Origin of the sequence: Halorarius litoreus (assembly GCF_024362405.1) — an archaeon.
Classification (GTDB): Archaea; Halobacteriota; Halobacteria; order Halobacteriales; family Haloarculaceae; genus Halorarius; species Halorarius litoreus.
Genome location: NZ_CP101454.1, coordinates 2,117,385 through 2,142,779, shown reverse-complemented (window position 1 = coordinate 2,142,779; position 25,395 = coordinate 2,117,385). Strand labels below are relative to the sequence as shown.

The following is a 25,395-nucleotide window of genomic DNA, read 5'->3' as shown; positions in this document are numbered from 1 at the left end:
TCCAACGTGGGTCGTCGAGCGACGACTGCTGACAGCGGTCGGGTCGTCGGAGAGACATGCCGCCCGGACTTTATTACAACCCGCCTAACGCTAACCCTCGAAAGTAATCAGAGGCCAGCGAGGGCCCAGACCAGTGCACCAACCCAGATGACGACGCCTACGAGCCGGTAGCGATGGCGCTGGATGGGGGTCGCGGCCCAGCGGACGCCCCCTGCGGCGATGAGGCCGAGGCCGACGAGCAGGACGAGTCGGTGGACGACGACGCCGAACGGGAGCGTAGCGATCCCGAGCCAGGAGTAATCCAGGAGTACCCCCAGCCCGAGGCCGACGGTCGCCGTCGCGAACGCGTCGTCAGCGGCGAGGCGGCGGCCGAGGAGGCCGGCGACCAGTGGCACACCGACCGCGAGCACGAGATACAGCGGGGCGGCGATGACCTTCGGCGAGAGCCAGGGCAACGCCCGTTCGAGTGTGACCGCGGTGACGCGCACGAAAAGCGGGAGCGAGAACAGCGTCCCGAACAGCGCGAGGTGGACGCGACTCAGCCGTGACTGCTCGACGGCCGCACCGAGGTCGCGGCCCGTCTCGAGGAGCGACCGGCCGCTCGCGAGCGCGAGAAGCACGAGCGCCGCGCCCGAGAGCGCCGTCTCCTCGTAGAACGCCCAGTCGACGAGGTCGAACACCGTGACCCAGCCGTCGGCGTCGAGCGCGCCGCCGTTACCGAATCGCTCACGGGAGACGTCCGCGACGGTTCCGGTCCCGTAGAACTCGTGTTCGACCGTGTAGCGGGCACGCGCGGTGCTCCCGACGGTGTGTCGGAGCCGGAACCAGTCCCAGTGCTCCTGGTGGGCCTGGATGGCCGTCCACGTATCCTCCCCGGAGGGGACCTCGTACAGTCGGAGGTGGTACCGGGCGCCGAGGTACGCGCCGTCGTGAACCTGTGCCGACTCGTCGAGCCAGCGGCCCCCGTCGTCGGTCTCGACGTACGTGTAGCGGTCGGCCCCGGTCGTCTCGGACCAGTCGACGCTGTTCTCGTTGACGACAATCCCCTCCTCCTCGGCGTCAGTGGTCGTCCACGTCCGGTCGTCGCCGGCGGCGAGCACGCGACGGGTGGTCGAGAGGTCGGCGTGGACGACGACGTTGATGGGGAGCGTCCGGGTCTCGACGTCACGCTGCCGGCTCGTGTACGGCCAGAGCCGGTCGTCCCCCTCGGTCACCGTGACGAGTTTGGCCTCCGCTACGGTCGTCGCCGTCGCCGCGTCGGAGCCGTCGGTGGGGACCGTACCGACCACGGCTGCAGCGGCCAGCAGGACGAGGACCGCACCCACGATCACTGTGGGACGACGTCGCGTGCCATCGGTCATCGTGTCCGCTTTCGGGGCAGCTCGGTTGATTATCAGGTGCCTAAGCCGGCAGGCCACCGGGGACGGAGGGATATCGTCGACGTACTTCGGCTTACGCTCCCGGTAGCAAAGGCTACCGAGTGCGAGGCTCGCATAGTGATTTCCTATCGGGTCGCCGTGCGCGTCGCGTTCACGGCCGTGGTCGTCTGCTGTATCGTCGTTCTCGGAAGCGCCGCGCTCACGGCTGGAAGCGCCTCCGAGGGCGCGCACGTGAGCGCGGCCGGCCAGCAGGTCGCACCGCCGTCCGACGGCGTGACCGTCGTCGCTACCGACTCGAACACCTGGCTGGGCCGGTCGAGCGACGGGCCGCGGGCGACCGCCCAGCTGTTCGCCGTCGGCCCCGACGGCACCGTGTTCTACTACAACGACACGCACACGCGCTACTGGGACGTCGACCCCGTCGAGGGGACGAACGCGACCGTCGAGTACGTGTACGCCGACCACCTCTCCCCCGAGGAGTGCGGCGGCGAGGTGGTGTGTACGCGCAACGGCGTCGAGCGAGTGAACCTGACGACGGGCGAGGTGACGCCGGTGTTCCGCCGCGTCACCGAGGGGAAACACTCGACGCGGTGGCACGACGTCGACCGGCTGGACGACGAGCATCTCGTGGTCGCGGACATCGCGGCCGACCGCGTGTTCGTCGTGAACACGACCAGCGGTCTCGTGACCTGGTCGTGGAACGCCCAGAGCGCGTATCCGGTCGCCGACAGCGGCGGGCCGTACCCCGAGGACTGGACCCACCTCAACGACGTGGAGGTGCTCGACGACGGGCGCCTCATGGTGAGTCTGCGGAACCACGACCAGGTCGTGTTCCTCGACCGCGAGACGGGGGTCGTCGAGGAGTGGACGCTGGGGAGCGACGACGACCACACGACGCTCTACGAACAGCACAACCCCGACTACATCGACGCGTCCCACGGCGGGCCGGCGGCCGTCGTCGCCGACTCCGAGAACAACCGGGTCGTCGAGTACCAGCGCGTCGACGGCACGTGGGAGCGCTCGTGGGTCTGGCGCGACGCCCGGCTCCAGTGGCCGCGAGACGCCGACCGCCTCCCGAACGGCCACACGCTCGTCACCGACTCGAACGGCAACCGCGTCCTGGAGGTGAACGAGCAGGGCGAGGTCGTCTGGACGCTCGACGTCGCGTTCCCGTACGAGGCCGAGCGACTCGAGACGGGCGACGAGAGCACCGGCGGGCCGAGCGCCCGGCAGGCCGACCTCGCTGGACACGACGCGAGTGGGTCGGGCGACGGAGCGCAGACCGACGACGGAACACAGGCTGACGACGACGGCCCGCTCGACCCCCTGCGGTCTGCGGTCGCCGGGGCGATGCAGGGGCCGACGGTCAACGCCGTGATGTACGTCATGCCTGTCTGGATGACGCGGGTCGACCTCGCGGCCCTGCTGGTGCTCGTCGGCACGGTCGTCGTGTGGGCCGGTACCGAAGCCTACTGGTCGCCGTGGCAGGCGACGGTGCGTCGGCCCCTCGACCTCGAACGGGAGTCCTGACCGCACCGCCCGATTACTCGCAGGATAACAAAGCCGCCGCAGTCGGTGAGTGCATCGTACACGTGTTCGCCGCTCTGCAGCCAGACTCGCCCGTGACGACCGACCAACGGACGCCCGCCACTCGGTGACCGATGTCGAACTCCCACTCACACCGCCGCTGGGACCGGCTCACCGCCCGGGTCGCGGTGCTCTCACTCGACGACCGGTTCTGGCTCTCGCTGGCCGTCGCGATGGGGCTCTGTGTCCACCTCGTCTACCTCGTAACCCACCCTTACCCCGCGTACGGGGCCGGGCTGTACCTCGCCATCGCTGAGACCATCGCGAACCAGGGGTACACCCTGCCAGCGTCGGTCCCCGGCTACACCGCCGGTGGCGTCCCCCTCGCGTACCCACCGGTCGCGTTCTACGTCGCCGCCGTCGCCCGCGAACTGACCGGCGTCGGCCCCTTCACGTACAGCCGGCTCGTCCCCGGCCTGCTCGTGACGGCAGCGCTCGTCCCCTACTACTTCACGGCGAAGCGGCTGCTCGACTCGCCCCGGAAGGCCGGCGTCGCGACGCTGGTGCTCGCCGGGACGCCGTCGGTCCTCCAGTGGCATCTCTCGGCCGGCGGTATCGTCCGCGGACTCGCGTTCCTGCTGGTGCTCTCGGGACTCGCGGTCGGCGTCCGACTGTTCGACACCGAGGACCCCCGGTGGCTCCTCCCCGCGACGGCGCTGTTCGGACTCACCGTCCTCACTCATCCGGTCTACACGGTGTTCTTCGGGCTGACGTACCTGCTGCTGTTCGCGGCGCGGTCGCGGACCGCACGCGGCCTCTGCTACGGCGCGGTCGTGGCGGGTGGCGGGTTCCTCCTCGCGTCGCCGTGGCTCTGGCACGTCCACACCACCCACGGCATCGAGACGCTGCTGGCCGCCGCGGGCACTCACGGCGGGCTCGTGGGCGGGGCCGAGCGCATCCTCTCGGAGTTCGTCTATCCCGTCGACGCCGACGTGGAGGCCGCGTTCTTCCTCGCGGCGTACACGGGGGCGGCGGTCGCCCTCGTCCGGCGACGGTGGCTCCTGCCGGCCTGGCTGTTCATCGCCGGCTTCGTCATCGGGAAACCGCGGTTCCTCTTCGTGCCGGGGTCGATGCTGACCGCGTGGCTCGTGTTCGAGTACGGCGTCCCGGCGGTCCGAGCGTGGACCCAGGCGTCGCGACTCCACCGGAACCGACGCCGGGTCGCGGAACTCGCCGCCGTCGGGCTCGTCCTCGTGGCGGCCGTCGCGAGCGGCACGGCGTTCGCCGCCGGTGCGGTCGACACGCACGCCGGCGACCCCTCCCAGCCCGCGTTCGTCGACGCCGACGACGAGGCGGCGATGACGTGGGTCGAACGCGAGACGCCGCGTACCGCACGGTTCGTCGTCCTCGGTGACGCGGCCGAGTGGTTCCCGCTGGTCACCGACCGACCGATTCTCGTCGGACCATGGGGGGTCGAGTGGACGACGCCCGAGCAGTACGAGACACAACTCACCCGCTACGAGGAGATCTCGACGTGTGACACGGCCGCCTGCATCTCCCTGCACCTCGAAGCGGCCGACGTCTCGCCGACGCACCTCTACGTGCCGACGGGCCACTACACCGTCCGCGGCGACTCGTACGAGCAGCCCCCGTCGATGCGAGCCACACTGCGCGCGTCCGACCGGTACGAGATCGTCCACGAGACCGAGGGGGCGATGGTCGTTCGGGTGCGCGAACCGGATGAACGATAGCACACGCACGGCGTTCGGGGCGACCTGACCCCACCTTGGAGTCTGCATAATAACGGTGGACCTGTCCGATTAGACGTATCGAGGTTCCGAGAATGAGCGAGTGTATGAGTTGCGGCGGGTTCGTATCGGACGACTACGCGCGCGTCTTCGGCGACAACGAGGACAACGTGTTCGACTGCCGGAACTGTCGAACCGACAGGCGCCGAAGTGCCAAGGAGGAAGAAGACGACGGCGAACAGGTTCTGCTCCGCTCGGTCCGTGGCACCGACGAGGCCTACTCGACCGGCCGCGGCAGTCCGACGGCGACGACGGACGACGACACGGCCGCCGAGTCGGCGATGGACGACGACGCGACCGCAGACGACGGGTCGGTCGAACCTGCAACGGCCGAACGGCCGAGCACGGACGCCGGCGGCCAGTCCGGACTCGGGCGGCTCCTCTCCGTGTTCCGCGCTTGACATCCTCTCTGACCCGAAGACGAGAGTTCTGACCGCCGTTGAGATAGTGTGGTGACGACGTGGCCTGTTCTCGCCGTGTAGAAGCGTCCGCTCTCGTTGTCGAACAGCGTACGTCGATGCCTGTGCCGACCAGCCGCCCTATCCTGTGAAGGATTCGGGCTACGGTCTGCCGATGTCGAGGGTTCTCAGCACCATTCACGTCAGCGTTCGTCCCCGACCCGTCGCGTAAGTCGCGTCAGGTGTCCTCGAGGTCTCGGTCCGGGACGGTGACGATGTTCTCACGCCCGATACGAGTGCGCTCGATCTCGCCAGCGTCCTCCAGTGCCGAGAGCTTGCGGCTGACCTTCGCCTTCGACCAGTCGGTCTCTTCGACGAACTGACTCTGTCTCATCCGCCCGTCGTTCACCTCGAGGAGGTGCATGACGTGCTGCTCTGGCGACAGGAGCTCCGGGTCGACGGCCGACTCGGGCGCCTGCCGGTCGTCCACGACGCCGTCCAGTGGACGGTCGGACCGGGAATCCGAGTCACCAGCGTCGACGTCGTTCGCACTCTTCTGATGTAAGTAGCCGACGCCGAGCACAGTACCGAGCACGAGCGTGCCCGCGCCGACGAGGAACATCGGATCGCTGGCCGACGGGGTGTGGCTCCCGCCGCGTGCCGTCTCGCCCGGCGTCCGGGTGGTGGTCGCCTGCGGGTCCCAGCCGCGGTCGACTTCGGTCCCGTCCTCGAACCCGTCGCCGTCCGTGTCGGGGTCCGTCGGGTCCGTCCCGAGTTCGAGCTCTCGGGCGTCGTCCAGTCCGTCGTCGTCCGTGTCTGCCTCCGTCGGGTCCGTCCCGAGTTCAAGCTCTCGGGCGTCGTCCAGCCCGTCGCCATCCGTATCTACCTTCTTCGGGTTCGTCCCGAGGGCGACCTCACGGCCGTCGTCGAGCCCGTCCCCGTCCGTGTCCGGCGACCGTGGGTCCGTGTCGATGTTGATCTCCCGGCCGTCACGGAGGCCGTCCCCGTCCGTGTCTGCCTCCGTCGGCGAGCTGTTGTACTTCGTGACTTCGAGGCCGTCGAGGAGGCCGTCGCTGTCGGTGTCGGGGTCCTCCAGCGCGCTGCCGTATTCGACTTCCTGCGAGTTGTTCAACGAGTCGCTGTCGAGTTCACCGTCGCGCGTGACGACGACGACCGGGAGCCGAGTCGTCTGGCTATCGTCCTCGTCGGACAGCGTCAAGACGAGCGTGTGGTCGCCGGTGGCGTTGCCTGCTGGCGTCGTGGTGTCGATGCTCGTGCGTGTGGCGTACGGCGAGACGTCGACCGTCCTGCACCGTTCGCGTACCACGATGGCGTCCTCGTCGTCGCGGACGTCGAGACAGAGCTGGTAAGAGCCGGCGCCGTCGAACGGAACGACCGTCGCCCGGACGGTGACGGTCTCGTTCTGCCAGACGTAGACCGTTCCGTTCTGGTGGGACGCGACGGCGTCCCCCGTGACGTTGGTCCGGGTGAGACCCGTTCCGTTCTCGGGAGCGAAGACGTCCGCCGTGACCGGCCGGTCGGGACCGGCGAGAGACTGGCCAGACGCGCCCTGTGCGGGTGCTGTCGCGCCGACGACCGGGGCGCTGAGCAGACAGAGCACTACTACCGCCCCCCAGAGGTGACCGACGACCGATGCATCAAGGGTCCGTGCCATCGTACAGAGTGAGCTTTCCACACGTCGGCAGCGGCCCCGTCGTTCTACCGCCCGAACCAGCCACCGACGGGCCGGTTCGGAGCTCGAAGTGGGGCACACAGCCGCCGTTCTGGGTGTATGATTGTCTACCGTCCGGGTATAATAGTTAACCGGGACACAACCTATCAGCCATACTCATAAACCACCGGACATTGGCAGTGCTTTCCCGAGTGCTTTCCTCGACTGGCTTCGGCTCACCGCGGGTGAAACGGTGGCCAATCACTTCGTATTCGGTCGGTTTTCCCGCTCGGGTCGACGTCACCGTCCGGCGTCGGCCGGCAGAGAACCGCCCGAATCACCGGGGGCGTTTATGTATCGCGTAAGCGGATAGGAACGGTCGTCGATTCAGCTCGACGAGCAGGCCGCAGTTGTACTACATCCTCACTGGAGACGTATAAAAGTGAATGTGGGACTCATACACAGAATAACAATCAGGGTATGGGCACTGTGTCAAGACACACATGAGCCGACTACTCGAGCGCCCGGGCGACGAGGTGACCGAACGGCGGCGAGGGCTGGAATGACGGTGCAAGCGAGTCCCGACCAGCGGTCCGCCGGCTGTGAGGAGCAGTTCGGCGCGGACAGCCGTCGCGGTGGTCGTGTCTCCCGGTACCGGTATCTCATCGCCGTCGTCTCGGGCCTGGAGACGACCGTGACCATCGACCAGGTGGTCGACGCGATGCTCGAGTGGGAGGCCGCGTACGGCGCGGCGGCCGACGAGAAGTCCCGACACGACGTACAGGAGGAGCTCTACCTCGTCGACCTGCCGACACTCGACCGGGCGGGGTTCGTGGAGTTCGACCCCAACACCGGCACCCTCACGGGTGGCACGCGTCGCTGACTGCCGAGTAACCTCACTCACGCGCGACAAGAGCCCATGAACTTTTAGGAGCCGACTCCTACGCGTTGACATATGCAGTCGCAGAGGTACGGGGGGAATCGCTGAATGGCGGGGGACGACGCAGCCGAGGCCGCGACGATGACCGACGTCATCGACGAAGTCCTCCAGGTCGACAGCAACGAGGTCGTCTACGTCGCCCACCACGACGTCTCCGAGAACGGGCTGACCGTGACCGTCTCACTGGCGCTCGCGGCGGTCACCGACCACGAACCGGCGACCCTGGTTCCGGAGTTCTCGAAACACGTCGACCCCGACGCCCTCGACCGGATGTTCCGGCCGCTGCCCAACGGCGACCTCCGTAAGGGCGGGCCGCTCCACCTCCACATCGCGGGACACGACGTCGAGATTCACAACACGGGACGCATCGAGATCTACGACTGAGCCCCGTCTCACGGCGTGTGTCTCCGAAAACCGGCGGCGTAAAAGAGAGCGTGCAGGAGCGGGCGGGTCAGCGACGGAACAGCGTCGAGACGGCCGTCGTGAGACCCGACTCCTGGCTCTCGGTGTCCGAGTCGGGGGACTCCGGCGCCGACAGGCCGCTGTCGGCGTGGAGGCCGTCGTCGATGTACGGCTCGAACACCTCGGTCAGCTCCGTACGCTCGACGACGCCACGCGACTGGTTGTAGTCGATGACGCCGTGCTTGTCGAGCTTGGGGAGGTGCGACTGGTAGAGGGCGATGTACACGCGCTGGCGCTCGTCGGACACGAGCTGCTGGACCGTCGTGTCGTGCTCCCACGCGGCCACCTCCTCGGCGATGTCGCGCATCACGAATCGGTCCGTGTCGTCGTGCTCGGCGAGATACCGAAGCACCGCACGCCGGCGTGCGTTCTGAAGGATGTGGAACGCGTCGTCCTTCGAGATCTCCGTGGCGGACCCATCGGACTGCTCGGCCGAACTGTGCTCCGAGTCGCGGTCTGCATCGGTCTGAACGCTCATTTGTCGTCACCCATGGCAATTCGGGGGGTGATAATAAACCAGAATCTCCGTTATCGAATATTCAGGCTGTTGCAGCGAGGAAAGAACGGTTGCGAGAACCGTTTCGAACCGTTTCATTCCGCCGCAGCATGGCGATTTTCCGAGTTATATGTATGAGACACGTATCCCCTAATATGCCTAATTGGCGATGGGCTCTCGTGGCGGACGAGCGGGGTCGCGAAGGGGGCGACGTCGGCGGTCGTGAGGGGGTGGCGTCGACCTTCGTGCCGTGGCAACGGTGGCCGTATCACGCCGGCCGGTCGACCCGGTTCGCAGCAAGACCGACCCGACCAGGGGCGGCCAGCCCGTTACCTCGCCCATAATAACACGTCCCGTTCGCCACCGAGCGAGTATGCACGTAGCCAACCGGTCGGAGCAGCGCACTCCGACGCCCACGACACGCGGTCCGACGCGGAGGCGAGACGCGTGAGCCGGAACGTCGTCCTCGTCGTCCTCGACACCGTCCGCAAGGACTACTTCGACGAGTACGCCCCCCGGCTGCGCGAGACGTCGACACACTCGTTCGAGCAGTGTCGCTCGGCGAGTTCCTGGAGCGTTCCGAGCCACACGAGCATCTTCACCGGACAGCTCCCCCACCAGCACGGCGTCCACTCGGAGTCGTTCGACGCCGGGTTCGACTTCGCCGACGCGCTCTCGGTCGACGACACGTTCCTCGCCGACCTCCCCGCCCATCGGACGGTCGGGCTGAGTGCGAACGCGTACATCAACTCGCTGTTCGGCTTCGACACGCTGTTCGACGCGTTCCACGACTTCTCCATCGGCTCGCACACCAACGAGTCGCTGTTCCCCGACGGCCTCACCGTCCAGGACTACATGAGCGAGACCGACGAGGACAGCGCCGCGAAGCGGTATCTCGGCTTCCTCCGGACGTGTCTCGACCACGACCACGCCGGCAAGAGCCTCGCGAACGGCGTCTGGTCGCAGGTCGGCCACCGGTTCAAGCGGCTGCCGCTCCCCGAGTTCGTCGACGACGGCGCGTCGGTCATCTCCGAGACGCTGTACGACGAGGTCACCACGGACGAACCGGTGTTCGCGTTCGTCAACTACATGGACGCGCACACGCCGCTGCGGAACCTCGTCCAGTACGACGACTCGCTGCACTCGGTGTCGAACACCTGGAGTTCGACCGAGCTCAGCAAGTGGGAGCTGAACCGGGAGGACGCCGCGACCGCCGAGTACGCTGACAACTACCGTGACCTGTACGGGGCGGCCGTCGACTACCTCGACCGACAGGTCACCGACGTCGTCGAACGCATCCAGACCGCGACGGACCGTGAGACCACCGTCGTCGTCACCGCCGACCACGGCCACAACCTCGGGTTCGCCGAGGACGACGGCGGGCTGTTCCACCACACCGGCAGCCAGAGCGAGGGGCTGTTGCACGTCCCGTTCGAGATCATCAACCCGCCGGAAGGCTGGGCAGGTGTCGAGACCGAGTACCTCTCGCACTGCCAGCTGGGCGACATCGTCCGCCGGCTCGCACACGACGAACCGTTCGACGAGTCGCTCGTCGGCGAACCCGTGGCCGCAGAGACCGTCGGCCTGCTCGGAGAGGGCGACGGGACGTGGGGCCTCGACTTCTCCCCGTCGGAGTACGCCTACTGGAACCGGATGATTCGGACCGTCTACGACGGGCCCCGGAAGTACGAGTGGGACTCGCTCGGCGAGACGTACGAGTACCGGCTCGACCCCGGGCGGCCCTGCTGGCAGGAGGAGACGTCCCGGGGCATCGACGTCCCGGCACACGCACGCGAGTGTTTCGGCGTCGGGCTCGACGAGTACAAGCGGCGAATGGCGGACACCGACCAGGACATGGCGTTCGACGACGCGGTCGAAGACCGGCTCCAGACGTTAGGCTACCTGTAGTCCGGGCGTCGTCGGTCGGTTCCGCAGGCAGTAGTTTATGCATCGGATAGTAATGGGGGGCGACGTTCTCTCCCGGATAACCAATGGTAGGACTCTGTGGTACCGTCGGCGAACACACGCCACACCCCGCCGCGTTCGCCGACAGCGTGCGGTGGCGAGACGGCGAGGTCACGGAGACGTTCACCGACGACGACCTCTCGCTGTCGACCGCCTTCCACCCACTGCTGGCCGGCGACCAGCCGGCGCGTACACACGACCGTGACGCGCTCGTGTGGGTGTGGGGTGACGTCTACGGAACCGGCTCCGGAGACGCCTACGTCGCCCGCGAGGGCCCGTCCGACGGGAGTGCACGCTACTGCGCGGATCTGTACGACCGCTTCGGACTCGACTTCGTCACGGAGTTGAACGGCGACTTCGGGCTCGTCATCTACGACCGCGAGGCGGAGACGCTGTCGTTCGTGACCGACCGGGTCGCCACCCGACCGTTCTTCTACACGCGCCCCACGGCTGAGACGGTCGTCGTCGCCTCCGAGCAGCAGGCGCTCCTCGAACACCCCGCAGTCGAGCCGGACCTCGAGCTGGACTACCTGTACGAGTATCTCCAGCTCCGGCGTGTCTTCGGCATCGAGACCCCGCTGTCGGACGTGCAAGAGGTGCCGCCGGGGTCGGTCGCCACGGTCGATCTGACCGACGGCTCGGTGTCGGTCACCACCTACTGGCGCCCCCACTACGAGCCGGTCGACGAGTCGTTCGAGTCGTACGTCGACCGGTTCGCCGACACCTTCCAGACCGTCCTCGACGAGTGGACCCGCGACGACCTCGAGTACGGCGTCCTGCTGAGCGGGGGGAGCGACTCGCGGCTGGTACAGGCGGCGATGGACCAGTCGGTGACGGCGTACCACATCGCCGACTGGATGAGCCGGGAGGCGACCATCGCCCGCGAGGCCGCCGAGGTCGCGGGCGACGAGTTCCGACTGCTCCAGCGTGGTCCCGACTACGACGCGGAAGCGCTCGAACGCAACCCCCCGCGCTCGAACTTCAGCGGCTGGTTCGACCAGGCGTACTTCACGGGGTTCGCCGACGAAATCGCCGACGAGGTCGACGTGCTCGTCTCCGGGCTGTACGCGGACATGCTGTTCGGCGGTGGCCCGCTGGCGACCCGCGAACTCTCTCTCGGCCCCATCGGGAAGCTCCCGCTGCCCGTTCGCGACCCCATCGAGTCCGTCGACGAGTACGTCTCGATGCAGACGACCGACGCCGTCGAGCCGCTATCGTACGTCACCGAGGAGCGGTCCATCCGGGACGTCGTCGCGTCGAACATCACGGTCGAGCACGACCGCGTCGTCAGCCACGGCGTCGACTACGGCTCGCTGCGTGACCTCGTGATGTACGGCGACTTCTACCCGATGGGCGCGGACACCGACGCCAACTTCTCGCGGAGCCTCATGCACATGCGGCCGTACCGGACGCCGTTCCTCGACAACCGGCTGCTCGACCTCCAGCAACAGATTCCCATCGAGTTCCTGCTCCGGCGAGACCTCGTCAACCGGGGCGTCGAACGGCTCGCCCCGGAGCTGGCGGAGATTCCACACGCGCGGACGGGGATGCCGCTGAAACACGGCTTCCCCCTGGACTTCGTCGGCGGCACCGTCGCGGGGTTCTGGCGCAAACACGTCACCGAGGAGGCCCCGCCGGCGGACTACCTCGACCACGGCCCCTGGCCCGACCGACGGGCGCTGTTGCGCACGCAGTCGTTCCCCGCCGAGACGCTCGTCGAGCGGCGAGCCCTCATGGAGGACCTCCCGTTCCTCGACTACGAGGGGGCCCTCGAGAGCTACCGGAACCACGTCCGCGGCGCGGACGAGTCGACCGTCCTCTACTCGCTGTTGACGTTCCTGCAGATGCCGGTCGCCGAGGCAGTGGGGGACGTCGACGACGAGACCGACGGTCGGGAGCCGGCAGACCACCTGGTGAACGATGACTGAGACGCACACTGGGGAACCAGCGGTGACCCACAGCGACCCCACGCCGGACGTCAGCTCCATGCAGAAGGAGCTGTTCGGGGTGTTCGGCGACCACGAGCGGTTCGACGCGTACCGGTCTGCCGACGAGTTCCACACCGTCGTCAGTGGCGAGCGCGTGACCGTCGGCGTCCGCGACAGGGCGCTCGGGGTTCCGCACCGGACGACCGTCACCGAGGCCGACGACGGGCTCTGTGTCGTCTGGGGCGAAGCGTTCACGCCGGCTGACGCGACCACCGGGACGGCCGAGTGGCTCCTCGACCGCTACCGTGAACACGGCCGGTCGGCCGTCGAGGGGCTCAACGGCTCGTACCTCGCTGTCCTCGAACACGACGGCGAGGCGCTCGTCGCGGGCGACCTGATTCGCTCGTGGGAGTGTTTCTACACCGACGCGCTCGACGACCGCACGTTCGGCACCGACGCCACCGCGCTCGTCGAGTTGCTCGACGAGACGACGCCCCGACGGCGGTCGGTCCTCGAGTTCCTCCACCTCGGGACGGTGCTCGGCGACCGGACGCTGTTCGAGGAACTCGACCGCGTCCCGTTCGACGGTTACCTCCGCCCCTCCTCAGTTGGGGAGTTCCGCCGGTTCGTCTACGACCCCCAGCCGGGCGAGTACGCGACGGCGCTCGCCGACCGGCTCACTCGGGCCATCGACCGGCGCGCCGACTACCCCGGGCGGACGGGGCTGCTCCTCTCGGCCGGGCAGGACTCCCGGACCATCCTCGCGGGTCGGCCCGACGTGGACCACTGTTACACCATCGGGCGACCGGACTCACAGGAGGTCGACGTCGCCCGCAAGCTCGCCACCCAGTACGACACCGAGCACACGACGCTCGAACCGGGGGCACGTTACCTCCGGGCTGACGCGGAGAAGATCAAGCACACACAGGGGCTCCGCGAGTCGCTGCACGTCCACCACGCGGGCTACGACGACGAGCTCGACGTTGACACCATGTACCACGGCCTGCTGTACGACACGCTGTTCAAGGGCTACTTCCTCGAACGTCGGACCTACGAGATCAGTGGCGTCGAGGTGCCCTCGACGCGGCTGGCCAGCGACGTCGACCCCGTCGAGTCGTTGCTCGACACGCTCGGGTTCATGCCCGAGGGGAGCCAGCGGCTCGGCGTCCGTGCGACCGAGCTGTTCGACGACGCCCAGCTCGACGACCCCCGAGCGTTCGTCCGCGACTGCCTCGCCGAGGAGCTGGCGGCGTGTGAGTGGCGGGCCGACTCCGTCCACAACCGGATGGACCTGCTCGTGTTGCGCAACCAGCCCGTGATGCATTTCCGGACGCACCTCGCGGACAACTACCTCGAGTCGTTCGTCGCAGCCGACCGCGAACTCCTGGAGTGGCACCTGCAGACGCCGCCGCGGTACCGCCACGACGTGACCGTCGACGCGGCGCTCGCGGCGATGGACGAGTCGCTGCTCCGACACCGGCCGCCGTCGCGGCCACACACGGTCGAGCTGCTGAACCAGGCCGAGCGGTTCGCCCGGCGGAAGCTCCCGCTGCTCACCCCCATCGAGCCCGCGTGGCCCGACCGGGAGGAGCTCTACGACAGACATGACCTCGACGCCGAGTTCTTCCCGGACCGGCCGACGCTCCACGACCTGCCGGCGCGACAGAAGCTCCGGGTGAACGACCTTCGATGGTGGCTGCCGTGACCGGAATCGGTTCAGATTATCGGCGTGCCCGGTAGCCGACCCCGACGACGACCGCGAGCCCGTAACAGGCGACGGCGAACGGGACCCAGTACACCCAGAGCGCGAAGTTCGGGAACAGCAGGTTCCCGACGGCGCTCCCGACGGTGAGGACGAGATAGCCGGGGAGCGCGAGCGGCGTCATGAACGCCGTGTCGATGGCCCCCGCGACCACCGGCAGGACCAGCAGGAGGAACGTCACGACCACCGACGGGCCCGCGAGCAGTCGGCCAACCGTCGTCCGGTTCATCGGTCCTCCCCCGTGCGTTCGAGCCCGTGTCGGGTGAGCAGTTCCGTCGCGGCACGCTCGGTCCACCGGGCACCTGTCTCGGGGTCGACGAGGAACTCCGTCGCCTCGACGATGTACGCCGGGCGGCCGAGGTCGCCACCGACCTTGTGGGTGAGCAGCGGTGCCGTCCCGTGGAGCACGTTCCCGACCAGGAAGTCGTGGAGCGGCATGTACCACGGGACGACCGCGTCGTTGAGCGTCGCGACGGTCTCCTCCGCGACGGCGACGGCGTCGCCGGCTGCCGTCGGGAACACGGCCTGCCCGACGAACTCCTGGTGGGTGCCGTAGATACCCTTCGAGCTGTGGAGGTTCACCACCACGTCCGGCTCCGCCTCGACGAGCCGATCCCAGATCCCCCGGGCGAGCGCCGTCGTCGGGCGCGCCCCCGGGGGAAACTGGCGGTTGAGGTCACCGCCCTCGCCGCGTCGCGTGTCCCGCTCGATGGCGACCCGGTTGGCCCGGGGAAGCACGACGAGCCGGCCCGCGTCGACCGACCAGTCGGCGACCCGTTCGGCGGCGAGGTAGCCGCTCCGCTCGTCGCCGTGCATCCCCCCGACGACGACCGCTGTCGGCCCCGCGCTGTCCCCCTCGACGACGTACACCGGCGTCTCGTGTGGCGTCCCGGCCATGAGCACGCCCGTGGGCTCGCGGCGCATGCCCGGCGTCCCTGCCGTCGAGCGAGAGACGCCGAGCGCGACGCCTGCGGCAGTCGCTCCGGCAGCGAGAAACGCGCGTCGTTGCATCGTCGCGACGTAGCCCGCACGGCGAGAATATTATGGGGGCGGTAACGGCCGTCCCGTGGCCGCCAGCGGCTCGGGTACCGTCGTTCGGTCGAACCGTACAAAAGTGGGAAACACTCGGCGCGGGAACAGCATACGTACCGATGGCGACAGACACCGGAGACCGCGTCTCTGCGGCCGAAGCGCTCGTCAGTCATCTCGTCGCGAGCCTCACGGCGCTCGCCGCCGGCGTCGTCGCGGGGGGCTGGCTCGCTTTCGAGACGGCCCACTGGCGAGGGTTCAAGGAGCTCATCGAAGGGCTGGCCGGGACGGCACTGTTCGTCGTCGTCGCCCTCCTCACGGTCGCGGTGGCCGTCACGGCCCTCGCGACCTACGCGGAGGCGGCGAACGCCTGAGAGGGAGAGGGTCACCACTCGACGACTTCGAACTCGACGAAGTGCGAGTCCGCAGGCGCCTCGACCACAGCCGTGTGCTCGTCGACGCGAGCCATGACGGCTTCGAGGTCGCCGTCGACGGTCGCCGTGAACGAGCAGGCGGTACAGTCGAGCAGGTATCTCGGCATCCGAGGCCTCGTGTGGTTACCGCCCCGCCCGGCGGTCGAAGATGCCGAGGGTTCCGTCGGCGGTGACGACGACCCGGCAGCCACAGAAGAAGAACGTGACCCAGCCCTGTCGGTTCGGCGCGCCCGGATGGGGGCGGAACACCCGTTCGAGGCCGTCCGTGTCGACCGACTCGTGGATGCCCGGGAGCAGGTCAGTCGGCGAGCAGTTCCGGACGTCGGCGATGACCTCGACGATGGTGACGACCAGCTCGGAGGGCCCACCGAACTCGACACGCTCTTCGTGAACCAGTTGCTCGTCCGGCGGGACGATCGGGCTCGGCGTGCTCGGCATCGAGGTGAACTCGGACGTGTTGGTGTCGCTCATTTCCTACGTAGACAGACGAGTGCCACCCCCTTGGGCCCACTAGCTAGCTGGATAGCGCGGCGACAGCAGTCGTGGCGACGCGGTGAATATGTATTCGCGGCGACGGACACCGAGTGGCAGCGACAGGTCAGCCGTCGGCCTCGTCGAACAGGAGGTCGAACAGGTTCTGCTCGGCGCCCCGGAGGTGTCGAGAGAACGTCGGCTGCGAGATGTCGAGCGTTTCGGCGATCTCGCCACCGGTGCTCGCCCGTGGCCACGCGAAGTACCCGTTCCAGTAGGCGGCTTCGAGCACCCGGAACTGGCGGTCGGTGAGGTGTTCCTCGAGCCGGGCGTAGAACTCCTGTTCCGTCTGGACGGGACGGTCGCGCTCGCGTCGGGCCGCGAGTTCGAGGTCGTCGTACGCCCGGTCGAGCGTGGTGGTGAACTGGCGAACGTCGACGCTCCGTGGGAGTTCGACGGTGAACCACGCCTCGTCGCCGGACGCCGTGAACGCGCGCGGGACGGCGTTCATCCCGACGAGCGTTCCGATCGGCCCGTCGTCGCGAATCCATGCCTCGTAGAGCGAGGCGTCCTCGCCGACCTCCGTGACGAGTCGGAGGTCCTCGACGGTCGGGGCAGCAGCAGCGAACTCGCGGGTCGTCTCCGGCGTGGCCCCGTGGACCGTGAAGAACACCCGGAGCCCGCGGTCCGGGTCGGCCATCACGTTCTCGAACTCGAAGCGAGCGCCGGTCTCGCGGACGAACTGGATGACCGCGAGGTCCGCGTCCGTGACGCGGTACTCGAGTTCGATGGCCCCCTCGTCGACGAGCGCGTTGCGGCGCTCGACCGCGTTGATGGCGTAGCCGATCATCCCGCCGAGCTCCCCGAGGACGGACTGCTCCATCCGGTCGAAGACGCCCGACTCGCCCGCGTATATCGTGAGCACGCCGTACCGGACGTCGTCGTACTCGATGGGGACCGCCGCGACGGCGCGGAAGCCACACTCCAGCGCCCGCCGCCGCCACGGCGCGTATGGTGGGTCCGTGTGGAGGTCGTTCTCGACACAGAGGTCGCGGGTCGCAGCCGCCCGACCGGTCGGGCAGAGCGCCGCGTCGCCGTCGGGGTCGACCGGGACGGTTCGGTCCTCGAGGAACCCCTGGTCCCATCCCCCGCTCGCCTTCGGCTCGAGAACCCCGCCGACGGGGTCGGGTGCGCCGAACCAGACGAACTCGAACGGCTCCGCTTCGGCCAGCGTCTCCACCACCGCCGACTCGATGTCTGCCCGGGAGGCCGCATCCACGAGCGCGGTGGTGAGCGACCGGATGATGTCGTTGAGCTGGTTGACGTGTGCGAGCGCCTCGTTGCGCTCTTCGAGCAGCGAGTTGTGCTGCTGGAGCGTCCGCTCCCGGGCCAGGCGGTCGAGCGCCGTCGTCGCGCGGTCGGCGAGGACGGCCGCCAACTCCGTGCCGCCGGGTTCGACCGGCGGCCCCTCGCCCGTCTCGGTCGCCGTCAGGAGGACGCCGTGTTTCCCGAGCGGTTCGACGTGGACCCACTCGAACGGCGCGGGAGGGGACTCGACGGTCTGCGGCGCGCCGTCGGCGAACGCCTCCCACGCAGGGTCAGTGAGGCCAGCCAGCGGCGCCCCCTCGCGGTCGAACCCCGGCGAGACCCGTTCGGGGCGGAGGGAGCCGCGGTGCTCGTCGTACAGCGCGATGGCGGTCTCACCATCGAAGAGCTGGGTCGTCGTCTCGTGCACGCGCTCGCAGACCGCCTCGACAGTCGTTCGGTCGGCGAGCGCGTGCGACAGCTCCGACAGCGCCTCGAGCCGTCGCTCCCACGCCTTCCGGTCGCTGATGTCGCGGACGATGCCCGTGAACAGTCGCTCCCCGTCGTCGGTGAACTCGGCGAACGAGACCCCCAGCGGGACGGCCGAGCCGTCGCGATGACGACCGACCAGCTCCACGTAATCCCAGTCGACGCGGCGCTCACCGGTCCGGAGGTACCGCTCGAATCCCGTCTCGTGCTCGGTCGCCATCGCGTCGTCCATCAGGACCGTCAGCGAGCGGCCGTGGAGGTCCGCCGCGGTGTAGCCGAGAACGTCCTCGACCGCGTCGTTGACGAACCGGATGGTGCTGTCGGTGTCGATGGTGACGATGACGTCGTTCGCGACCTCGGCGAGTGCGCGGTACTGCGCGGCGGGGCTGACCGGGTCGACAGGGTCGTCGTCGGTCATCCGAAGCTATGCAGTTGAAGCGGGGGGGCGACGTAAAGCACCGCCTTCGTTTCGCCCCCACCCGGAGTGCTCGCCGGGTTATGCAGTGCGTAAGAACAGAACACGGACAGGATTACGTGGCGAATAATAACGTTCCGTGACAGTCAGCCGCTGGCTCAGAGATCGAACGGGAGGCCGTCGACGTAGACGGCGAGGTCCGAAGCGTCGCCCTCCGTCACCTCGACGTACTCGAGGTCGCCGACGAAGGTGAACCGGTCGACGCCGGACGTGACCTCGCCGTTGACGCCGCGGGAGTAGACGTAGTCGTTCCACTCCGGCTCGTCGACCGGCGTGACCGACTCCGTCGCCTTGAACTCGTACCGGACGGCAGGGCCGGTCCCCTCGAACTGGATGGTCCGGGTGTTCGGTTCGGCGCTGATTTCGCGGCCGTCGACGGTGACCGTGAGGTCGGCGGCGTCGCCCTCCTTCACCTCGACGTACTCGAGGGACCCCTCGAAGTAGAAGCGGTCCTCGCCGGTCGAGACCGCTCCGTTGACACCCCGACTGTAGACGTAGTCGTTCCACTCCGGCTCGTCGATCGGCGTGACCGACTCCGTCGCCTTGAACTCGTAGCGGGTCTCCGGCCCCGCGCCCTGGATGACGATCTCGTGGCGGTCGGGGGTCGTCTGCGTCGTCTGCGTGGTCGATTTCTGGTCGGTGACTCGTGTCTGGCCGAACTGGGCCATCGCGTGTTCGACGGTGAACAGGTGCCACGCGACCTGCTCGTCGAGCGGTGCCTTCTCGGTCGTCTCGCAGATGAAGCCCGGCCGGTCAAGCACGCCAGCGACGCGGTGCATGAGCATGTCGCGGTCGGCGTCGAGGGTGTTGCCCATCAGGTACGCCATGTCGCCCGAGAGGCCGAATCGCTCGTTGAGCGCGGCGACCGTCTGCTCACCGGTCGGACGAGCGGGGTCGGTCCACGTCGGGAACAGCGCCTGCCCGACGCCGCCGTCGTCCGACTTGTAGATGCCACGCGAGGAGTGCAGGTCGAACACCCAGTCGGGGTCGTGGTGCTCGACGACGTCCCAGAGCGTGTCCGCGAGGGGGCTGAGACAGTCGCCACCGCGCGGCGGGAACTGGCGGTTGAGGTCGTTGTCCCACGGCCGAAGGTCGTCCGCGATGGCCGCCGGGTTCGCTCGTGGCACCACGACGAGCTCGCCACGGTCGACGGTCCACTCGCGGATCTGGTCGGCCGCCAGGTAGCCGGCCCGCTCGTCGCCGTGGATGCCGCCGATGACCATCGTCGTCGGGCCGTCCTGTTCGGCGCGGTAGTAGTAGACCGTCTGTTCGTCGGGCGTCCCGAGGCGGATCTGGTACTGGTCGCGCAGGCTGGAGCGGGCGGCACTGGCGGTCGAACTCGCCGTCGAGAGGGCGGCGAGACCGACACCGGTCGCGGTGGCGGCCTGCAGGAAACGGCGGCGGGAGCATCGGGCGTCGGCGGTCCTGGCATCGGAGTCGAGAGTGGGGCTCATTGGATACTCGTACCCTCGCCGACCACACTCATATACTATTTCTTACATATGGGTAACAGGGGCTGGTTACCGGACGGAAACTAGCCCGTTCGAACAGCGTGAACGGTACTGAACGGTCCCGATACTCCACGCATAATAATCGCCCCTCCCGTCGTGGGTGTAGACATGATCGACTACGGTGAGATGCAGAAGACGATGCGGACGCTGAACGAGCGGGCGCATGCGCTCTCGGGGGCTCCCTGTCCGAACGCCAACTGCTTCGGCACGCTCCGAGGACAGGGTGACGAACTGATCTGTACCGGCGAGGGGCACTGACACCGGTAGGGGAGACGCAGCCCGGCGACACGCACGCCTCACTGCCGCAGATCTGCGGGCCCAGGCCCGCTTGCACCGTTGCAATCGTTCCTAGCTGACGCATAATGATACCGCCGCCGGACGCGGTTCTATACGGGATACGTATATAAATGCTGATACGAAACGCTCAGCGGTACGCTCACCGAACGACAGGGTGGTACGACACCCCCCAACAGTGGTGGACAATCCATGGTTGACGGCTTCGCAGGGGACGATACCCAGCCGAGAGAAGACCCCTTCGAGCTAGACGGCTTCGATATGGAAGCGTGGCTCGCCGCCGGCGAGACCGAGGAGGCCGCGCAGCTCACCACGGAGGCACAGGAGGTCGAGGCAACTGACGACGGCGGCGAGAGTGCCGCGGCCACCGGGGCCGGCGGTGTCCCCGCCTTCGACCAGGTGGAGGAGACACCGCTCGGCGAGTGGCTCTCCGAGAACACTCTCGTCCCCGTCCTCGTCGTGGCCGCGATTCTGGTCATCGGGCTGCTGTCGTTCGTCGGCCCCTGGGTCGGCGGCTACAACGCGTTCGACCTCTCGGAGGGCAACAACGGGAACGCTCCGGGAGCGGCCACGGCGACGCCGACGCCAACGCCGACGTCGGGCGCGGGTAGCGCGGCGAACAACTCGACGGCGACCGCGTCGGCCACCCCGACCGCGTCGGCGACGCCTACGGCCACGGGGTCACCCACACCGACCGACTCACCGACACCGACGGACGCCCCGACGCCAACGCCGACGGTCACGCCAACGCCGACCGACTCACCCACGCCGACCGACTCACCGACACCGACCGACTCACCGACACCGACCGATTCGCCGACGCCGACGCTCCCGGTCGAGACACCGGGTTCGCCGCTCAATGAGACGACCCCCACCAGTCCGGGGGACCTGACGACACCGACAGTCTCGACGTCGACGCCGTCGGATCCGCTCGGTCCCATCTTCGACCCGCTGGGACTCACCAGCACGCTCACCGACGCCATCAGCGGCCGCTAGCGTCGGTTTGGCCACCCGGATTTTTTGGTGCCGTCACACCCCTGACCAGCCCAGCCGTCGCCCTGTGTCGTGGGGAGTCGACCGGCCAACGAGACGGGTCACCAGGGGACTAGCGTCCGCCCGAGCCGCCACAGCGCGTGGCCGAGTGGAACCACGGCGACGACGGCCACGGCGACCACGACGGCCCCCGCCGGGAGTGGGACGTGCGACGAGAGCGTGGCCGTGGCCCGACGCACGACGCCCCCGAGGTCGGCCCGTCGGGCGTAGACGACGACTGCCGCCGGCGCCGTCGCGACGAACCAGAGCCCCGTAGCCCGGACGACGGATCCGCGCGACACGAGGGCCACGGTGCGGTACAGTGCGGCGAACAGCGCGTACGCCACCAGCCCACCAGCGAGCAGCCGGTACGGGGTCTGGAGGCCGATGTACCACGCGGCGACGAGTAGCAACAGCGGGAACGCGTGGGCACGGACCACGTCGTCCGGCAGGGTGGCGGCGCTCGCGACGGCAAAGCGACCGGCGATTGCCGCGACGAGCGCCCACGTCGCGAGGAGGACGCCGACCGACACCCGGGGACGACCCACTGCGATGGCCACGAGGACGCTGGACGCGGCGAGCAGGGTGAGGATGACCGCTGCGACCGCCTCCCGAAGTGCGAACTGCCCGGGAGTGCCGGCGTCGTGGGAGGTCGGCCGCGACGTGTGCGTCGCGTCATCCTCGCTCTGTGCGCCCGACCGAGTACGGGAGTCGTCGTGTGCGGTGTGTTCCGAGGCATCGGTGCGCGTCGCCCCCGAGTTCGTTCCGTCGGATCGCGTGGCCGTCCGGTCACTCGCGCCCGGTGTCGGTGGGTCGGGGCCGTCGGGGTCGGCCCGGTCGGTCGGACCGCCCCCCTCGCGAGACAGATACGCCTCGTGGCCGAGTCGGTCGTACCGCTGCCGTTCCTGGGCGTCCGTCAACACCTCCTTCGCCCGCGTGAGCCGTTTGAACCGGGCGCGGGCGTTCGGGTCGTCGCTCACGTCGGGGTGGTGGCCCTTCACCTGTTCGCGATACGCTCGCTCGATGGTCTCACGGCTCGCGTCGGGCGCCACGGACAGCAGCTCGTAGAACGTCTCCTCGTCCGACATCGCTTACCCACCTCCGACCGACTCGTCTGCGACCGGCACGCCTCCGACGCCGACGGCAGCTACGCTGGACATCTGGCTCTCGCCCGTCGTTGTCGACGAGGCGCTCTTATTATGGGCAGCGTAACGACGCGGGAGGGCCCTCGTGCGGAGCCACGCCCGCACGAGGGGGACACACTGAACATGGGGGATACCAGGGAGGTGGTCAGGTGGGTGCGACCACTGCCATGCTATCCCAGCGGCAGGCTGACGCTCGAAGAGCGTCACGCGGCCGTAGCTCGTCGGGTGTATTAGTTATCGGTCGGATAAGCGCCACGTCGTCCCCGACAGCGAGGGACGTGTCACGGGCGGGAGCAAGACGCGGGAGCCAGCGGTGACGCTGTCGAGCTGCCAGACGTCGTACGCGAAAAACGGGGGATGGACAGGGGAACGGGAAGACGGAGCGACCTCAGTCGCGGCGGCGGAGCGCGAGCGCACCCGAAGCGAGGAGCGCGCCGAACGCGGCCGCGAGGCCGAAGCCGGGCCCGTTGTTCTCAGTGGGTGTCGACACGTCGGCCTTGCTGTCGTCGGTGGCTGTCGCGCTGGTGTCAGCCGTCCCGGGGCCGGACGTGGCCGTCGACGTCGTGGTCGAATCACCGTCGCTGGTTCCCGTGGCCGTGGTCGTCGACTCGGTGTCGTCGTCGGTGGGCGACGAGGTGGTCGTGCTGTCGTCACCGCCACCCGGCGTGGCAGTCGCCGTCGCGGTCGGGTCGTCCGAACCGGACTCGGGCGTGGCAGTTGCCGTGGGCTCGCTGGCACCACCGTCAGAGCCGTCGCCGGAGCCGTCGTCAGCGCCGCCGTCGGAGGAACCGCCGTCGTCGCCCTGTTCGGACGGTGGCGGGCCGAGCTTCTCGACGGCCTCCTGCCGGCTGTCACAGTCGCAGACGTAGATATAGTGCGTCTTGACGCTGATCTCGTAGTCCGTCTGCGTGTTGTCGTTGGTGCTGCCGTTCAGCTTCCCCGTAACCTGGTACCAGCCCTTCTGGTCCGGGTTGTCGTAGCAGTTCCGTCCAGCGGCGACGATCTGGTCGTCCGTCGCGAGGCCGACCGTCTCGCCCGTGACCGCGCCTTCCTCTTTGTAGAACTCGACGACGATCTTGTCGTCCTGGAACGAGATGCCCTTGTACTTGTTCAGCAGGCTCTCGTCCGTCTGCGTCCCGGGGTCGTCGTTCCCGCGGTCGATACCGAAGGCGTCGGTCTTCGCCGCACTACAGTCGGCGAAGTTGAACGCCTCCGACTTGACCACGACCGTGTGCAACGCGGTGAGGTCCTTCTCCAGCCCCACCGCGTAGTGCTCAGCGGCACCGTTCTCGACTCCAGGCGCGTGGTTGTCCGGGGAGAACGTGTAGTTGGCAGCCGGGTCGTGGGCAGTCGTCCGTGCGTCGACCGCTCCGGTGGCCATCGGGAGCGCGACGACACCGACGAACGTCGACAGTATCAGTAGTGTCGAGAGTGCGACACTCGTTGTTGGTCTCCGTGTCATTTTTCGTGTGGAATGCGGCCCCATATGCCGACGGCAGGGGTGTTATTATTCAGCAGGTAACGCCCGAATTGTCACAGCAGCGGCTCTGAGACGACGTTCTGGCGAATCGGAGACGCTGTCATAAACCTCCAGAGATACCCGGCTCCCGACGTATCTGTGAACTGGTGGAGCCCGAAACAGTTCGGGAATCCGAGAGATACCGGGGGTGAATCCCACGCGGCCGGCACCCCCCGAAGTCGACTGGCGTGGACGTCCCTACGGTCGCGCCCACCGAGGGTGCGTCCGGCCTGTTCCGGCTCCGTGTCGGGTCGGCGTCGTCGGGCGATACCACCGAACGGCGCTTACGCCACCCATAACAAACCCGCGCGACGGCCACCCCGAGATATGGACGACACGGTCCAGCAGCAGTGCGACCGAATCCTCGACGAGATCTCGGGCGCGGTCATCGTCGACCGCGACATCCTCGAGCGCATCCTGACCGGCTACCTCTCACGGGGGCACGTGCTCCTCGAGGACGTGCCTGGCACCGGGAAGACGCTCACCGCCCGGAGCTTCGCCCGGGCGCTCGGGCTCTCGTTCTCGCGCATCCAGTTCACCCCAGACCTGCTCCCGAACGACGTGACGGGGACGAACGTGTTCAACGAGAAGACCCGCGAGTTCGAGTTCAACCCCGGTCCAGTGTTCGCGAACATCGTCCTCGCCGACGAGATCAACCGGGCGTCGCCGAAGACGCAGGCCGCCCTGCTGGAGGCGATGGAGGAGGGACAGGTCACCGTCGACGGGACGCGCCGGGACCTCCCGGAGCCGTTCTTCGTCATCGCGACGCAGAACCCCGTCGAGCAGGAGGGGACGTTCCCGCTGCCGGAAGCACAGAAGGACCGGTTCGTCATCAAGACCAGTCTCGGCTACCCCGACGACGCGGGCGAACTCGAACTGCTCGACCGTCGAGCCGACCGAACCAACCAGTCGCCCACGGTCGACACCGTCTGCTCGAACGACACCATCGGGCACCTGCACCAGGCCCCGGAGCGCGTCCACGTCGAGCGTGACCTTCGCCGGTACATCACCGACGTCACGCGCGCGACCCGCGAGGATAGCCGCGTGAAAGCCGGCGTCTCGCCCCGCGGAACCCAGCGACTGTTCGAGGTGACCCGGGCGTACGCCGCCGTCCAGGGCCGCGACTACGCCACCCCCGACGACGTGCGGGCCGTCACCCCCGACGTGCTCACCCACCGGCTCGTACTCACGGCCGATGCTCGGGTGAACGGCGTCGCGAAGGCGGACGTCGTCCGTGACATCCTCGAGGACCTCCCGGTGCCGACCATCGACTACGAGCCACAGACGACGGCCGCCTGACCGGGGCGTCACACGGCGGTTACCGGCTGAATAATAAACGCCCATCTGGCAGTTC

23 protein-coding genes are annotated in these 25,395 nt (G+C 68.3%); 12 read left to right on the top strand and 11 right to left on the bottom strand.

Translation table 11 applies throughout. From position 1 onward, the window contains the following. Positions 1–107: 107 nt before the first annotated feature. The gene (locus NL126_RS10975; protein ID WP_255194918.1) at positions 108–1,361 is read right to left on the bottom strand and encodes a hypothetical protein; all 1,254 of its coding nucleotides are present in this window, start codon (positions 1,359–1,361) and stop codon (positions 108–110) included. Positions 1,362–1,499: 138 nt separating this feature from the next. Between NL126_RS10975 and NL126_RS10970 the strand changes: the two genes are divergently transcribed. From NL126_RS10970 to NL126_RS10960, 3 genes are all read left to right on the top strand, one after another. Next, positions 1,500–2,909: an arylsulfotransferase family protein gene (locus tag NL126_RS10970; protein WP_434084164.1), complete on the top strand. Its 1,410-nt coding sequence runs from the start codon at positions 1,500–1,502 to the stop codon at positions 2,907–2,909. A 131-nt stretch (positions 2,910–3,040) separates the two neighbouring features. Further along, positions 3,041–4,657, top strand: a complete 1,617-nt coding sequence (locus NL126_RS10965) for an ArnT family glycosyltransferase (protein ID WP_255194916.1) — start codon at positions 3,041–3,043, stop codon at positions 4,655–4,657. A 92-nt stretch (positions 4,658–4,749) separates the two neighbouring features. Beyond that, positions 4,750–5,115: a DUF7563 family protein gene (locus tag NL126_RS10960; protein WP_255194915.1), complete on the top strand. Its 366-nt coding sequence runs from the start codon at positions 4,750–4,752 to the stop codon at positions 5,113–5,115. A gap of 235 nt (positions 5,116–5,350) precedes the next feature. Here NL126_RS10960 and NL126_RS10955 read toward each other — a convergent pair whose 3' ends face one another. After that, a complete protein-coding gene (locus tag NL126_RS10955) occupies positions 5,351–6,787 on the bottom strand; it encodes a helix-turn-helix transcriptional regulator (RefSeq protein WP_255194914.1) in 1,437 nt (478 codons plus the stop codon). 559 nt (positions 6,788–7,346) lie between these two features. Here NL126_RS10955 and NL126_RS10950 point away from each other — a divergent pair. After that, positions 7,347–7,667, top strand: a complete 321-nt coding sequence (locus NL126_RS10950; RefSeq protein ID WP_255194913.1) for a DUF7344 domain-containing protein — start codon at positions 7,347–7,349, stop codon at positions 7,665–7,667. 105 nt (positions 7,668–7,772) lie between these two features. Continuing rightward, positions 7,773–8,108, top strand: a complete 336-nt coding sequence (locus NL126_RS10945; RefSeq protein WP_255194912.1) for a HalOD1 output domain-containing protein — start codon at positions 7,773–7,775, stop codon at positions 8,106–8,108. A gap of 67 nt (positions 8,109–8,175) precedes the next feature. On the opposite strand, the gene NL126_RS10940 is transcribed toward NL126_RS10945, so the two are convergent. Then, positions 8,176–8,664 carry a DUF7344 domain-containing protein gene (locus NL126_RS10940; RefSeq protein WP_255194911.1) on the bottom strand — a complete coding sequence of 163 codons (489 nt, stop codon included), beginning with the start codon at positions 8,662–8,664 and terminating at the stop codon, positions 8,176–8,178. Between the two features lie 465 nt (positions 8,665–9,129). Between NL126_RS10940 and NL126_RS10935 the strand changes: the two genes are divergently transcribed. From NL126_RS10935 to NL126_RS10925, 3 genes are all read left to right on the top strand, one after another. Continuing rightward, a complete protein-coding gene (locus tag NL126_RS10935; protein ID WP_255194910.1) occupies positions 9,130–10,590 on the top strand; it encodes a sulfatase-like hydrolase/transferase in 1,461 nt (486 codons plus the stop codon). Positions 10,591–10,673: 83 nt separating this feature from the next. Further along, positions 10,674–12,575 (top strand): asparagine synthase-related protein, encoded by a 1,902-nt coding sequence (locus NL126_RS10930; RefSeq protein ID WP_255194909.1) that lies wholly within the window; start codon positions 10,674–10,676, stop codon positions 12,573–12,575. Next, on the top strand, positions 12,568–14,280 hold the full coding sequence (locus NL126_RS10925) for an asparagine synthase-related protein (RefSeq protein ID WP_255194908.1): 1,713 nt from the start codon (positions 12,568–12,570) through the stop codon (positions 14,278–14,280). The genes NL126_RS10930 and NL126_RS10925 overlap by 8 nt, the downstream gene beginning before the upstream one ends. A gap of 16 nt (positions 14,281–14,296) precedes the next feature. Here NL126_RS10925 and NL126_RS10920 read toward each other — a convergent pair whose 3' ends face one another. Beyond that, on the bottom strand, positions 14,297–14,566 hold the full coding sequence (locus NL126_RS10920; protein ID WP_255194907.1) for a hypothetical protein: 270 nt from the start codon (positions 14,564–14,566) through the stop codon (positions 14,297–14,299). Then, complete coding sequence (locus tag NL126_RS10915) at positions 14,563–15,348, bottom strand: M99 family carboxypeptidase catalytic domain-containing protein (protein ID WP_255194906.1); 786 nt, start codon at positions 15,346–15,348, stop codon at positions 14,563–14,565. Before NL126_RS10915 ends, NL126_RS10920 begins: the two co-directional genes overlap by 4 nt. A 140-nt stretch (positions 15,349–15,488) precedes the next feature. Between NL126_RS10915 and NL126_RS10910 the strand changes: the two genes are divergently transcribed. Next, positions 15,489–15,740 (top strand): hypothetical protein, encoded by a 252-nt coding sequence (locus tag NL126_RS10910; protein ID WP_255194905.1) that lies wholly within the window; start codon positions 15,489–15,491, stop codon positions 15,738–15,740. Between the two features lie 11 nt (positions 15,741–15,751). Here the strand turns inward: NL126_RS10910 and NL126_RS10905 are convergent, their stop codons facing one another. The 4 genes from NL126_RS10905 to NL126_RS10890 all read right to left on the bottom strand — a co-directional run bounded on the left by NL126_RS10905 (position 15,752) and on the right by NL126_RS10890 (position 19,994). Continuing rightward, the gene (locus NL126_RS10905; protein ID WP_255194904.1) at positions 15,752–15,907 is read right to left on the bottom strand and encodes a hypothetical protein; all 156 of its coding nucleotides are present in this window, start codon (positions 15,905–15,907) and stop codon (positions 15,752–15,754) included. Between the two features lie 16 nt (positions 15,908–15,923). Then, a complete protein-coding gene (locus NL126_RS10900) occupies positions 15,924–16,271 on the bottom strand; it encodes a HalOD1 output domain-containing protein (RefSeq protein ID WP_255194903.1) in 348 nt (115 codons plus the stop codon). A 127-nt stretch (positions 16,272–16,398) separates the two neighbouring features. After that, entirely contained in the window at positions 16,399–18,483 is a 2,085-nt protein-coding gene (locus NL126_RS10895) for a bacterio-opsin activator domain-containing protein (RefSeq protein ID WP_255194902.1), read from the bottom strand. A gap of 155 nt (positions 18,484–18,638) precedes the next feature. After that, a complete protein-coding gene (locus NL126_RS10890) occupies positions 18,639–19,994 on the bottom strand; it encodes a twin-arginine translocation signal domain-containing protein (RefSeq protein ID WP_255194901.1) in 1,356 nt (451 codons plus the stop codon). 165 nt (positions 19,995–20,159) lie between these two features. Here NL126_RS10890 and NL126_RS10885 point away from each other — a divergent pair, with 165 nt between their 5' ends. After that, positions 20,160–20,309 carry a hypothetical protein gene (locus NL126_RS10885; RefSeq protein ID WP_255194900.1) on the top strand — a complete coding sequence of 50 codons (150 nt, stop codon included), beginning with the start codon at positions 20,160–20,162 and terminating at the stop codon, positions 20,307–20,309. A 228-nt stretch (positions 20,310–20,537) separates the two neighbouring features. After that, on the top strand, positions 20,538–21,341 hold the full coding sequence (locus NL126_RS10880; protein ID WP_255194899.1) for a hypothetical protein: 804 nt from the start codon (positions 20,538–20,540) through the stop codon (positions 21,339–21,341). Positions 21,342–21,439: 98 nt separating this feature from the next. On the opposite strand, the gene NL126_RS10875 is transcribed toward NL126_RS10880, so the two are convergent. Continuing rightward, positions 21,440–22,465 carry a DnaJ domain-containing protein gene (locus NL126_RS10875; protein WP_255194898.1) on the bottom strand — a complete coding sequence of 342 codons (1,026 nt, stop codon included), beginning with the start codon at positions 22,463–22,465 and terminating at the stop codon, positions 21,440–21,442. Positions 22,466–22,910: 445 nt separating this feature from the next. Continuing rightward, the gene (locus NL126_RS10870; RefSeq protein WP_255194897.1) at positions 22,911–23,984 is read right to left on the bottom strand and encodes a hypothetical protein; all 1,074 of its coding nucleotides are present in this window, start codon (positions 23,982–23,984) and stop codon (positions 22,911–22,913) included. Positions 23,985–24,368: 384 nt separating this feature from the next. Here NL126_RS10870 and NL126_RS10865 point away from each other — a divergent pair, with 384 nt between their 5' ends. After that, a complete protein-coding gene (locus NL126_RS10865) occupies positions 24,369–25,340 on the top strand; it encodes an AAA family ATPase (RefSeq protein WP_255194896.1) in 972 nt (323 codons plus the stop codon). The last annotated feature ends 55 nt before the right edge of the window (positions 25,341–25,395 follow it).

Bases quoted from the DNA above. Each gene is read 5' to 3' on its own strand.
- NL126_RS10975 (WP_255194918.1), bottom strand. From the start codon at position 1,361: ATGACCGATGGCACGCGACGTCGTCCCACAGTGATCGTGGGTGCGGTC.
- NL126_RS10965 (WP_255194916.1), top strand. From the start codon at position 3,041: ATGTCGAACTCCCACTCACACCGCCGCTGGGACCGGCTCACCGCCCGG.
- NL126_RS10960 (WP_255194915.1), top strand. From the start codon at position 4,750: ATGAGCGAGTGTATGAGTTGCGGCGGGTTCGTATCGGACGACTACGCG.
- NL126_RS10955 (WP_255194914.1), bottom strand. From the start codon at position 6,787: ATGGCACGGACCCTTGATGCATCGGTCGTCGGTCACCTCTGGGGGGCG.
- NL126_RS10950 (WP_255194913.1), top strand. From the start codon at position 7,347: ATGACGGTGCAAGCGAGTCCCGACCAGCGGTCCGCCGGCTGTGAGGAG.
- NL126_RS10945 (WP_255194912.1), top strand. From the start codon at position 7,773: ATGGCGGGGGACGACGCAGCCGAGGCCGCGACGATGACCGACGTCATC.
- NL126_RS10940 (WP_255194911.1), bottom strand. From the start codon at position 8,664: ATGAGCGTTCAGACCGATGCAGACCGCGACTCGGAGCACAGTTCGGCC.
- NL126_RS10930 (WP_255194909.1), top strand. From the start codon at position 10,674: ATGGTAGGACTCTGTGGTACCGTCGGCGAACACACGCCACACCCCGCC.
- NL126_RS10925 (WP_255194908.1), top strand. From the start codon at position 12,568: ATGACTGAGACGCACACTGGGGAACCAGCGGTGACCCACAGCGACCCC.
- NL126_RS10920 (WP_255194907.1), bottom strand. From the start codon at position 14,566: ATGAACCGGACGACGGTTGGCCGACTGCTCGCGGGCCCGTCGGTGGTC.
- NL126_RS10915 (WP_255194906.1), bottom strand. From the start codon at position 15,348: ATGCAACGACGCGCGTTTCTCGCTGCCGGAGCGACTGCCGCAGGCGTC.
- NL126_RS10910 (WP_255194905.1), top strand. From the start codon at position 15,489: ATGGCGACAGACACCGGAGACCGCGTCTCTGCGGCCGAAGCGCTCGTC.
- NL126_RS10905 (WP_255194904.1), bottom strand. From the start codon at position 15,907: ATGCCGAGATACCTGCTCGACTGTACCGCCTGCTCGTTCACGGCGACC.
- NL126_RS10900 (WP_255194903.1), bottom strand. From the start codon at position 16,271: ATGAGCGACACCAACACGTCCGAGTTCACCTCGATGCCGAGCACGCCG.
- NL126_RS10895 (WP_255194902.1), bottom strand. From the start codon at position 18,483: ATGACCGACGACGACCCTGTCGACCCGGTCAGCCCCGCCGCGCAGTAC.
- NL126_RS10890 (WP_255194901.1), bottom strand. From the start codon at position 19,994: ATGAGCCCCACTCTCGACTCCGATGCCAGGACCGCCGACGCCCGATGC.
- NL126_RS10885 (WP_255194900.1), top strand. From the start codon at position 20,160: ATGATCGACTACGGTGAGATGCAGAAGACGATGCGGACGCTGAACGAG.
- NL126_RS10880 (WP_255194899.1), top strand. From the start codon at position 20,538: ATGGTTGACGGCTTCGCAGGGGACGATACCCAGCCGAGAGAAGACCCC.
- NL126_RS10875 (WP_255194898.1), bottom strand. From the start codon at position 22,465: ATGTCGGACGAGGAGACGTTCTACGAGCTGCTGTCCGTGGCGCCCGAC.
- NL126_RS10870 (WP_255194897.1), bottom strand. From the start codon at position 23,984: ATGACACGGAGACCAACAACGAGTGTCGCACTCTCGACACTACTGATA.
- NL126_RS10865 (WP_255194896.1), top strand. From the start codon at position 24,369: ATGGACGACACGGTCCAGCAGCAGTGCGACCGAATCCTCGACGAGATC.